The 10,519-nt window shown below is 72.3% G+C and carries 11 protein-coding genes and 2 pseudogenes; 4 read left to right on the forward strand and 9 right to left on the reverse strand.

All coding sequences use genetic code 11. The annotated features are described in order from the left end of the window. The 3 genes and pseudogenes from AA75_RS49885 to trxA all read left to right on the forward strand — a co-directional run. Nucleotides 1-643 (forward strand): annotated as a pseudogene (locus AA75_RS49885) (hypothetical protein); the annotation flags it as partial. 220 nt (nucleotides 644-863) lie between these two features. Further along, nucleotides 864-1,829, forward strand: coding sequence for a thioredoxin-disulfide reductase (gene trxB, locus AA75_RS28710; protein WP_033823194.1), 966 nt, complete (start codon nucleotides 864-866; stop codon nucleotides 1,827-1,829). Nucleotides 1,830-2,044: 215 nt separating this feature from the next. Further along, entirely contained in the window at nucleotides 2,045-2,377 is a 333-nt protein-coding gene (gene trxA / locus AA75_RS28715) for a thioredoxin (RefSeq protein ID WP_033823195.1), read from the forward strand. Nucleotides 2,378-2,506: 129 nt separating this feature from the next. Here trxA and AA75_RS28720 read toward each other — a convergent pair whose 3' ends face one another. The 9 genes from AA75_RS28720 to rpmH all read right to left on the reverse strand — a co-directional run bounded on the left by AA75_RS28720 (nucleotide 2,507) and on the right by rpmH (nucleotide 9,177). Next, on the reverse strand, nucleotides 2,507-3,124 hold the full coding sequence (locus AA75_RS28720; protein ID WP_033823196.1) for a GNAT family N-acetyltransferase: 618 nt from the start codon (nucleotides 3,122-3,124) through the stop codon (nucleotides 2,507-2,509). A gap of 142 nt (nucleotides 3,125-3,266) precedes the next feature. Further along, nucleotides 3,267-4,376, reverse strand: coding sequence for a ParB/RepB/Spo0J family partition protein (locus AA75_RS28725; protein ID WP_033823197.1), 1,110 nt, complete (start codon nucleotides 4,374-4,376; stop codon nucleotides 3,267-3,269). Continuing rightward, nucleotides 4,373-5,362, reverse strand: a complete 990-nt coding sequence (locus AA75_RS28730; RefSeq protein WP_304441503.1) for a ParA family protein — start codon at nucleotides 5,360-5,362, stop codon at nucleotides 4,373-4,375. Before AA75_RS28730 ends, AA75_RS28725 begins: the two co-directional genes overlap by 4 nt. A gap of 184 nt (nucleotides 5,363-5,546) precedes the next feature. Then, nucleotides 5,547-6,335 carry a 16S rRNA (guanine(527)-N(7))-methyltransferase RsmG gene (gene rsmG, locus AA75_RS28735; RefSeq protein WP_051813616.1) on the reverse strand — a complete coding sequence of 263 codons (789 nt, stop codon included), beginning with the start codon at nucleotides 6,333-6,335 and terminating at the stop codon, nucleotides 5,547-5,549. Nucleotides 6,336-6,491: 156 nt separating this feature from the next. Next, nucleotides 6,492-7,022, reverse strand: a complete 531-nt coding sequence (locus tag AA75_RS28740) for a R3H domain-containing nucleic acid-binding protein (RefSeq protein ID WP_033823198.1) — start codon at nucleotides 7,020-7,022, stop codon at nucleotides 6,492-6,494. A 79-nt stretch (nucleotides 7,023-7,101) separates the two neighbouring features. Continuing rightward, nucleotides 7,102-8,277 (reverse strand): membrane protein insertase YidC, encoded by a 1,176-nt coding sequence (yidC, locus tag AA75_RS28745; RefSeq protein WP_033823199.1) that lies wholly within the window; start codon nucleotides 8,275-8,277, stop codon nucleotides 7,102-7,104. Nucleotides 8,278-8,280: 3 nt separating this feature from the next. Then, on the reverse strand, nucleotides 8,281-8,595 hold the full coding sequence (yidD, locus tag AA75_RS28750; protein WP_033823200.1) for a membrane protein insertion efficiency factor YidD: 315 nt from the start codon (nucleotides 8,593-8,595) through the stop codon (nucleotides 8,281-8,283). Next, nucleotides 8,592-9,020, reverse strand: coding sequence for a ribonuclease P protein component (gene rnpA / locus AA75_RS46105; RefSeq protein ID WP_082526890.1), 429 nt, complete (start codon nucleotides 9,018-9,020; stop codon nucleotides 8,592-8,594). The genes yidD and rnpA overlap by 4 nt, the downstream gene beginning before the upstream one ends. 19 nt (nucleotides 9,021-9,039) lie before the next feature. Continuing rightward, a complete protein-coding gene (rpmH, locus tag AA75_RS28760) occupies nucleotides 9,040-9,177 on the reverse strand; it encodes a 50S ribosomal protein L34 (RefSeq protein WP_033823201.1) in 138 nt (45 codons plus the stop codon). A 429-nt stretch (nucleotides 9,178-9,606) separates the two neighbouring features. Here rpmH and AA75_RS28765 point away from each other — a divergent pair. After that, nucleotides 9,607-10,519 (forward strand): annotated as a pseudogene (locus AA75_RS28765) (hypothetical protein); the annotation flags it as partial.

Genomic DNA, 10,519 nt, shown 5'->3' on the forward strand with positions numbered 1-10,519 from the left:
CGCGTCCGGCCCGGGCCGCGCCCGTCGCCGCCGGACCCGGCGGATCCTGCTGGGCACCGCCGTACTGACCGCCGCGGTGACCCTCGGCTCCCTGCTGTACGCCCGGCCCTGGGACAGCGGCAGCAGCGCGGCGACATCCGCGGCCGGCTCGGACAGCGGGCACAGTGCCGCGCTCGCCCCCGGCGCGCGTTCCCCGAAGGCCGCCGACGCCCTGCCGGAGTACCGCGAGGACCAGTTGGCCGCCCAGGTGCGCCAGCTGCTCGGCCAGGCCACCGGACCGGCCCCCGAATCCCCCCGTGCCCTCCGGCCCGACGGCGGGACGGGCGCGACCGGGACCGCCTCCACCGCACCCACTCCCCCCAAGGGCTCGGGTACCGACGCCGGCAGCCCCGACAGCGGGGCCACGACCACCGACGGCGGAGGCCAGGACGCGGCGACCCGGTTGCCGGCCTGTGTCGCCCTGGCGGCCGGCCACCCCGGCCAGGCCCCGCTGGCGGCCGGACCGGGCCGCTACGGCGCCGCGGCCGTCACGGCCCTGGTCTATCCGCTGCCCGGCCGCACCGACCAGGTCGACGTCTATCTGGTGACCCCCGACTGCCCCGGTGCCACCGTCCTGCTGCACCGGAGCGTCCCGGCGCCCTGACCCGACCCCGGGCCGCCCGCCGGTGGACCTGCGGACAAAAGGGATATCACGACCGTCGCCTCAGGATCGAGCCGTTCCGCCGCCCGACATGCCCGCACTGCGGGCGGCTGGTGCGTCGGCGCCTGGGAATGCGGGAGACTGGTCAGTCGTTGTCCCGGGCGGCGGAGCAGGACCGCCCTCCCCGCAGATGCGCGGGTCGCGATGCGAACCAGGAGATGCAGTGAGCGACGTCCGTAATGTGATCATCATCGGTTCCGGGCCCTCCGGGTACACCGCTGCGCTCTACACCGCCCGAGCCTCCCTCAAGCCCCTCGTCTTCGAGGGTGCCGTGACGGCCGGCGGCGCCCTGATGAACACCACCGAGGTGGAGAACTTCCCCGGCTTCCGCGACGGCATCATGGGCCCCGAGCTGATGGACGGCATGCGGGCCCAGGCCGAGAAGTTCGGCGCCGAGCTCGTCCCGGACGACATCGTCGCGGTCGACCTGACCGGCGACATCAAGACCGTCACCGACTCCGAGGGCACCGTGCACCGCGCCCGCGCGGTGATCGTCGCCACCGGCTCGCAGCACCGCAAGCTCGGCCTGCCCCGGGAGGACGCCCTCTCCGGCCGCGGCGTCTCGTGGTGCGCCACCTGTGACGGTTTCTTCTTCCGTGACCAGGACATCGCCGTGGTCGGCGGCGGCGACACCGCGCTGGAGGAGGCCACCTTCCTCTCCCGGTTCGCCCGCAGCGTCACCGTCGTCCACCGCCGGGACAGCCTGCGCGCCTCCAAGGCCATGCAGGAGCGCGCCTTCGCCGACCCGAAGATCAGCTTCGCCTGGGACAGCGCGGTCGAGGAGATCCACGGCGACCCGAAGCTCACCGGTCTGACCCTGCGCGACACCACCACCGGCGACACCCGCGAGCTGGCCGTCACCGGCCTGTTCATCGCCATCGGCCACGACCCGCGGACCGACCTGTTCACCGGCCAGCTCGACCTGGACGCCGAGGGCTACCTCAAGGTCGAGGCCCCCTCGACCCGGACCAACATCCCCGGCGTCTTCGCCGCCGGCGACGTGGTCGACCACACCTACCGCCAGGCCATCACCGCGGCCGGCACCGGCTGCGCCGCCGCGCTGGACGCGGAGCGCTACCTCGCCTCGCTCGCCGACCTGGAGGCCCAGGCCGCCGCCGTCGCGGTCTGAGGCAGCGATCCCGACGCGCCCGGACCCTCCGGTCCGGGCGCCCGGTCCCACCCCGGCGCCCGACGTTCCACGTGAAACACCCTGCGGAAGGGCGCCGCAGGACCAGCCCCCACCCGAGAAACAGAACGGCACCCGCCGTTGTTGTCCCTCTCGAAGGTGCCGAGCCGTCCCACACCCGGTCCGGCACCACCCGTACGTGACCCTTAGGAGTTCCCGTGGCCGGCGCCACCATCACCGTGACCGACGCGACCTTCGACGCCGACGTCCTCAAGAGCGACAAGCCCGTCCTGGTCGACTTCTGGGCCACCTGGTGCGGCCCGTGCCGTCAGGTCGCCCCCATCCTGGAGGAGATCGCGGCCGAGCACGGCGACGCGATCACCATCGCCAAGCTGGACGTCGACGCCAACCAGGAGACCGCGGCCCGCTACAACGTGATCTCCATCCCGACGCTCAACGTCTACCAGAACGGCGAGCTGGTGAAGACCATCACCGGCGCGCGTCCCAAGGTGGCGCTGCTGCGCGAGCTGTCGGAGTTCCTCGGGCTCTGAGCACCGTGGCCGTACCCACGCGGGGACGGCCGGTACGGCGGAGGGCGGTCCCCAGACCTGGGGACCGCCCTCCGCCGTACCTCGTGCCTTCTGCGGCAGGCGTCGTGCTCCGGGGTGCTCCGGGAACGCTCAGAACGGCCTGAGGGCCGGTTCCTTGCGCGCTCCGCCCAGCAGCCGCTCGATCGCGCCCTCCACGTCGCCCTTCCACGAGAGCGTGGTGCGCGCCTCCAGCCGGAGCCGCGGATGGCGGTGGTGCGGACGCACCGTCCTGAACCCGACCGCGAGCAGGTGCTCGGCGGGCAGGACACAGCTGGGGGTCTCCCGGCCGGCGGCGCCGAACGCCTCGATCGCCTTGAACCCCCGGGCGATCAGGTCCTTCGCGGCCGCCTGGACCAGCACCCGCCCCAGCCCCTGGTCCTGGTAGCCCGGGAGCACCCGGCTGACCATCAGCTGCACGGCGTCCGGCGAGACCGGACTGGTCGGGAAGGACTGCGACCGCGGCACGTAGGCCGGCGGCGCGTACAGCACGAACCCCGCCGGCCGGCCGTCGACGTAGGCCACCCGGCCGCATGTCCCCCACTCCAGCAGCACGGCCGAGATCCAGGTCTCCTTCTCCTGCTCGGCCTTGCCCGCCTCCACCGCCACCCGCGCGCTCACCGGGTCCAGCTCCCAGAAGACACAGGACCGGCACCCCACCGGCAGGTCCGGGAGATTGTCCAGCGTCAGCGGAGCGATCCTGCGTCCCACTCCCCCACACCTCCTCGTCAGCCCGGGCAGCCGGATCCCCCTGGGACGGCCGCCCACCTCCGAGCTTCCTACCCAGACGAAGTGGGTGCACGTTTCACGTGAAACATGCACCCACAACCAGCCATCACCACCGGCGCGCGGCTCAGCCCTGCGACAGCCGCAGCCCTTCCTCGCCGGGCGCCAGCCCGTCCAGGATCCGGTTCAGGTCCTCGACCGAGGCGAACTCCAGGACCACCTTGCCCTTGCCCAGCTTCCCGTTCCGCTGCGAGACCTCGACCTTGACCCGGGTGTCGAAGCGGTCCGAGAGCCGGCCGGCCAGCTCGTTGAAGGCGGGCGACAGCAGCTTGCCCGCCTTGGGAGCGGCCGGTCGTGCCCGGTCCTGCTCCTCCGGCCGGTTCATCAGCTGGACGATCTCCTCGGTGGTCCGCACCGAGAGCCCCTCCGCGTTGATCCGGGTGGCCAGCCGCTCCTGCTGCTCGGCGTCGTGCAGGGCGAGCAGCGCCCGCGCGTGGCCCGCGCTCAGGATCCCGCCCGCCACCCGGCTCTGCACCGGCGGCGGCAGCTTCAGCAGCCGCAGGGTGTTGGAGACGTGCGAGCGGGAGCGGCCGATCCGGTCCGCCAGCTCGTCGTGGGTGCAGGAGAAGTCCCGCAGCAGCTGGTCGTAGGCGGCGGCCTCCTCCAGCGGGTTGAGCTCGGCGCGGTGCAGGTTCTCCAGCAGCGCGTCCAGCAGCAGCTTGTCGTCCTCGGTGGCCCGCACGATCGCCGGGATCAGGTCGAGGCCGGCCTCCCGCGAGGCCCGCCAGCGGCGCTCGCCCATGATCAGCTCGTAGCGGTCCGCACCGACCTGGCGGACCACCACCGGCTGGAGCAGGCCCACCTCCTTGATCGAGGCGACCAGCTCGGCCAGCTTGTCCTCGTCGAAGTACTCACGGGGCTGGCGCGGGTTCGGCCGGATGTCGTCCAGCGGCAGCTCGACGAACCGGGCGCCGTGCACGGGAGCCAGCACGGCCTCCATCGTGCTGCGCGGAAGTGCCTCCGCCGCCAGCTCCCGCAGGCTCTCCGCGGCGGCCTTGGCCGCCACCGTGCCGCGGCCGGCCGGCACGGCGGCGGATCCGTCGGTCCCGGGCGTCCGGGCCGGGGCCACCGTGGCGGTCTCCTGGCCCGCGGCCTGCCCTGCCGCGGTCGCTGCGGCCGGCGAGGTGGCCGGGATCAGTGCTCCCAGCCCCCGTCCCAGCCCTCTGCGCGTGCTCACCGGTTCTCCTCCGTGCTGTGCTGTGCCACCGGCGCCGGCTGCCCGCCCGCGCCGTTCCGCTGCTGGCCCACCCCGCCGAAACCGGCGGCCGGTGCCTCCGCGGCCCCGGGTGCGCCGCGGAGCGCGAGTTCGCGGGCGGCCTCCAGGTACGACAGCGCACCCGTCGAACCGGGGTCGTAGGTGAGGACGGTCTGCCCGTAGCTCGGCGCCTCCGAGATCCGCACCGAGCGCGGGATCGCGGTGCTCAGCACCTCGCGCTCGAAGTGGGTCCGGACCTCCTCGGCCACCTGCGAGGCGAGCCGGGTCCGGGCGTCGTACATGGTGAGCAGGATGGTGGAGACGTGCAGCACCGGGTTGAGGTGCGCGCGGACCAGCTCGACGTTGCGCAGCAGCTGCCCGAGGCCCTCCAGCGCGTAGTACTCGCACTGGATCGGGATCAGCACCTCCTGGCCGGCCACCAGGGCGTTGACCGTCAGCAGGCCGAGCGAGGGCGGGCAGTCGATCAGGATGTAGTCCAGCGGCTGCTCGTACGCGGCAATGGCCCGCTGCAGCCGGCTCTCCCGGGCCACCAGCGAGACCAGCTCGATCTCCGCGCCGGCCAGGTCGATGGTGGCGGGGCAGCAGAACAGCCCTTCCACGTCCACCACCGGCTGGACCACGTCGGCCAGCGGCTTGCCCTCCACCAGCACGTCGTAGATGGACGGCACCTCGGCGTGGTGGTCGATGCCCAGCGCGGTGGAGGCGTTGCCCTGCGGGTCGAGGTCGATCACCAGCACGCGCAGCCCGTGCAGCGCCAGCGAGGCGGCCAGGTTGACGGTGGTGGTGGTCTTGCCCACCCCGCCCTTCTGGTTGGCCACCACCATCACTCTGGTGGCGGCCGGCCGGGGCAGCCCTTCTCCCGTTCGCCCCACGGCCTGGACGGCCGCCTGCGCGGCCCGCGCGATGGGGGTGTCATCGATCAGGTCGATGGTCTCCGAGTCCTGCATGGGGGTCAGTGTTTCACGTGAAACCGGAGCGGCAACAGTCACCGCCCGGCTGCGGCCGAGGATTCCGGAAAGCAGGGAGCGACGTTTCACGTGAAACACGATGCCCGGAATGCCGGAAATCTGACGGACCGACACTCCGGGCACCCGGGCGACGCCGGCTGTCCGCGCGGCGTCCGTTCGATGTTCAGCGGCGGCGGCGGGCCCCGCCGCGACCGCCCTCGCCGGGCCGGCCGCCGCGTCCCGCCCGGGCGGCCTTGGCCCGCCGGGTGGCGGCCTTGACCCCGCCGGGGCTCTCCCCCGCCTCCACCCGGACCACCCGGGTGGAGGTCTCCAGGGTGCCCTCGCCGACCGCCAGCACCGACCAGCCGACCGCACCCAGCCGCGTCAGCGCGGCCCGCGAGTCGGTCAGCTCCTGCTCCGCCGTGTCGCCCTTGAGCGCCAGCATCTGCCCGTACGGCCGCAGCAGCGGCATCCCCCAGCCCGCCAGCCGGTCCAGTGGCGCGACCGCGCGCGCGGTCACCACGTCGACCGCCAGCTTGCCGACCATCTCCTCGGCCCGGCCGCGCAGCACCGTGACGTTCTCCAGGCCGAGCAGCCGGACCACCTCCTCCAGGAAGGTGGTGCGCCGCAGCAGCGGCTCCAGCAGGGTCACCGAGACGTCGGGGCGGGCCATCGCGACCGGGATGCCCGGCAGGCCGGCGCCGGAGCCGACGTCACAGAGGGTCGCCCCCTCGGGCAGCAGCTCGGCCAGCACCGCGCAGTTCAGCACGTGCCGGTCCCAGAGCCGGGGCACCTCCCGCGGACCGATCAGCCCGCGCTGGACCCCGGCCGTGGCCAGCAGCTCGGTGTACCGCACGGCCACCGGGTAGCGGTCACCGAAGATCTCCGCCGCCACCGCCGGAGCCTGGGCGAGGTCCGCTGCCGCGGCGGCCTCCGCCACGTCGTCCTCCGCGCCCACGCCGTCCCTGTCCATCTCGACCTCTCCGCTCACCGAAATCCACCCCACCCGTACAAGCACTGTTTCACGTGAAACATCCAGCCCCCACCCGGCCGCCCGAAAGCTCGCCACAACGGGGACGACCCCGCCCGCGCGAAGCGGACGGGGCCGATCAGCAGACCGCCACCGGCGTCAGCGCGGCAGCACGACCACGCAACGCTCGGGCTCCTCGCCCTCGGACTCGCTGCGCAGACCCGCGGCGGCCACGGCGTCGTGCACCACCTTGCGCTCGAACGGGGTCATCGGACGCAGCTTCTCCTGCTCGCCCGAGCTCTTCACCCGCTCGGCCGCCTCGGCGCCCAGGGTGGCCAGCTCGGTGCGCTTGCGCGCCCGGAACCCGGCGATGTCCAGCATCAGCCGGCTGCGCTCGCCGGTCTCCCGGTGGACCGCCAGCCGGGTCAGCTCCTGCAGTGCCTCCAGCACCTCGCCGTCGTGACCGACCAGACGCTGCAGCGAGCGGTCGGCGCCGTCGCCGACGATGGAGACCAGGGCGCGGTCGCCCTCCACGTCCATGTCGATGTCCCCGTCGAGGTCCGCGATGTCGAGCAGACCCTCCAGGTAGTCGGCCGCGATGTCACCCTCCTGCTCCAGGCGGGCGAGCGTGCCCTTACCGCCCTCGGCGTCGGCCTCGGTGTCGACCGCGGAGATGGTGCCTTCCGTCACTGCTGGACTCCTTCGGGAATGGGCCCTCGGATGGGGCCGAGAACGAAGATCTGGGGCCGGTGTCCCCGGACCGGACCGGTCAGGACCTCTTCTTCGGCCGCTGGCCGCCCTGTCCGCTGCGCTTCGGCTGCTGGCGCTGGCCCGCGGGCTTGGCCGTGGCCGCCCGGGCCGCCGGGGTCTTGCTCTCGGTCCCGGCCGGGGTCTCGGCGGTCTCGGCGGTCTCCTCGGGCTCGTCCGCCTTGGTCAGGCTGGTCCCGGCGCCGGTGGTGCCGGCGGTGTGACCGGCCGCGGCCTGCCGCTGGGCCTTGGTCTGCTTGCGCGGCTGCTGCCGGCGCACGTGCACGGTGTCCTCGACCACGCTCTCGGCGCTGACCGCCGCCGAGGCCGACTTGCCGCCGCCGCCCGAGATGGTCGCGAGCAGGCCGACCTTCTTCACCGAGCCGTCCGGGTTGAGCCGGCCCTGCTTCTTCAGCCGCGCCTGGCGCTCCGCGAAGGCCTTGCTGCCCGGGGTCGGGTTGTTGTGGATGACGATCAGCTGCTGGCCCATCGACCAGACGTTGGTGGTGAGCCAGTAGACCAGCACACCGACCGGGAAGTTGATGCCCATCACGGCGAACATGATCGGGAAGACGTACATCAGCATCTTCTGCTGCTGCATGAACGGCGTCTTGACCGTGAGGTCCATGTTCTTGGTCATCAGCTGGCGCTGGGTGATGAACTGCGACAGCGACATCAGGACGATCATGATCGCGACGACGATCTTGACGCTGAGCTCGTCCGACCCGAGGAAGGTGGCCGACAGCGGAGCACCGAAGATGTGCGCCTGCTGGGCGCTCTCCAGCAGACTCTCGTTGATGACACCGATCGGCTTGTCCTTGGCCACCGAGGCCAGCACGCCGTAGAGCGCGGTGAAGAACGGGGCCTGGACCAGGATCGGAAGACAGCTCGAGAAGGGGTTGGTACCCGCCTCCTTGTAGAGCTTCATCATCTCTTCCGACTGGCGCTGCCGGTCGTTCTTGTAACGCTCCTGGATGGCCTTCATCTTCGGCTGGATCGCCTGCATGGCCCGGGTCGCCTTGATCTGCTTCACGAAGAGCGGGATCAGGCAGATCCGGATGATGATCACCATGGAGACGATCGACAGGCCCCAGGCCCAGCCACCGTTGGGATCGAAGATGTGGCTGTACAGCGAGTGAAACTGGACGATGATCCAGGACACCGCTGTGTAGAGGGGACTCAGAAAACCGAAAGTCACCGGTCAGACTCCTTGGGCATCGGGCTTCGCCACCGGCTCAGGCCCGGCGGTCCCGCTCGTGGGGCTCAGCAGATTGCGCAGCCGGCGGTGCCACACCGGATGCTTGCGCGGCGGAACGTGATCGACCCCACCGGGGGACCAGGGATTGCAGCGCAGAATGCGCCAGGCGGTCAGGCCACTGCCCTTGACCGCACCGTGCAGCCGCACAGCCTCGTACCCGTAGTGCGAACACGAGGGGTAATAACGGCAGACCGGGCCCAACAGCGGACTGATCGTCCACTGATAGAGCCTGATCAGCCCCATCAGCAGGTACTTCATCGCCCTGCTCCTGTCGGCGCTCCGCCGCTCGGCTCCGCCCTGAGCAGGCGCCGGAGCGCCGCGTCCAGGTCGTGCTCAAGTTCGAGATACGAGGCCGCTGCCGCAGCGGGCAGCGCGCGTACCACCACCAGGCTACCTGCGGGCAGCCGGGACAGACGTGCGCCGACCAGATGCCGCAGTCGGCGCTTGACCAGATTGCGGACCACGGCGGGGCCGACGGCCTTGCTGACGACGAAACCCGCACGCGCCGGAGGAAGCCCCTCGGCGACGTGCGGGCTGGAGTCGTTCAACGTGCCGGCCGGTCCCGTCACGGCGCCATCTCTACTGAGATGGACGACCAGCAGGGGCCGACCGGCACGACGACCGCGTTTCACCGCGATCGAGAAGTCCTGGCGCCGCCGCAGCCGATGCTCGGAGGGCAGCACTGCAGACCCTTGGCGTGAATCAGGCGGACAGGGCGGAACGGCCCTTGCCACGGCGCGCGGCCAGGATGGCGCGGCCGGCACGCGTCCGCATCCGCAGCCGGAAGCCGTGGGTCTTGGCACGACGGCGGTTGTTCGGCTGGAAGGTGCGCTTGCTCACTCGGGGGCTCCTGAGGTGAATCGTAGGGTGACCGGGTCTCGCTTGGCCGTCACCGTGCGTCCGCGTGATCTCCCCCATCTATGGGAAATCCGGCCCCAAAGACCCAGATCTGCTGGGGTTTGAGGCAATCCACGGCGCCCGTGCTGCGCGCGTCATGGAAGCGGGCGGACCCGCGGACATGCGGCAGCGGCCATCGACAACTCGACCTGGTTACGGTACGCGGACCAGGGGTGGAGGGTCAAACCTGGTGGTCCCGGGCCTGTGCCCGGGCCGCAGCTCCACGATACCCACAGCCTGTGGACAACAACTTGAATCAGCTCTGTCGGCTGACTACCGTTGCAGGACTTGTCTGGTTTGTTCTTCGGGGCGGACCACCATCCCCCGAAGTCCCTTGACACCCCCTGACGGGGAACGAGAAGGCGTGCACCAGTGGCTGATGTCAACAGCGATCTCGTCCCGGTCTGGGCGTCGGTCGTCGAGCGGCTGGTCAACGACGCGAGTGTCGGGGACAGCGACAAGATGTGGCTCCGGCGCACGCAGCCCATGTGGATGATGCACGACACCGCCCTGCTGGCCGCACCGAACGAGCGCGCGAAGCAGGTGCTGGAGGGCCGGCTGCTGCCGCAGCTGAGCGACGCGCTGTCGCGGGAGTTCGGCCGCCCCGTGCGGATCGCCGTGATGGTGGACGCCAACGCGGGCCCGGCGGCGGGCGGGCAGGGGGCCGAGCCGGCCCCCCAGGGCGACCCGCACTCCGGCCAGGACCCCGACCAGGGCCACCCCGGCGAGGACTGGCCGCACCGGCCGGACCATCCGCAGCAGCAGTCCGGTCACCCCCAGTCCGGCCATCCGCAGTCCGCGCACCCGATCGCGGCCCACCCCCAGCAGCAGCCCGCGCACCGGCAGGACCCCGAGTACGGCGGCCGCCAGGACGCCCAGGGCGGCTGGCCGCGCTCCGAGAACTACCCCGCGCCGCAGGAGTACCCGCCGGCTCAGGACTACCCCCCGGCGCCCGACTACCAGCGCGGCTACCAGCAGCAGCCGTACGGCCAGGGCTACCCGCCGGGCCGGTACGAGCAGCCCCAGGGCTACCCCCAGCGCCAGCCCGGCTACGGCGAGGAGCCGCCGGCCTGGCGGTCGCAGGGCGGAGGGTCCGAGGACGGCTGGGAGTCCGCTCCCGAGCCGTCGGCCGCCGAGCGGCCGAAGAGCCTGCCGCCGGCCACCCCGTCCCAGGGCGATCTGTTCGGCGGCGTGCTGGAGCACTCCCCGGCGCCCGGCCGCCAGCGCCCGGGCGCCCCGGCCCGCCGAGGCGCCGGGGCGGCGGCACGCTCCGGCGGCGGCGTGG

The organism is Kitasatospora sp. MBT63, assembly GCF_000710465.2.
Taxonomy (GTDB): domain Bacteria; phylum Actinomycetota; class Actinomycetes; order Streptomycetales; family Streptomycetaceae; genus Kitasatospora.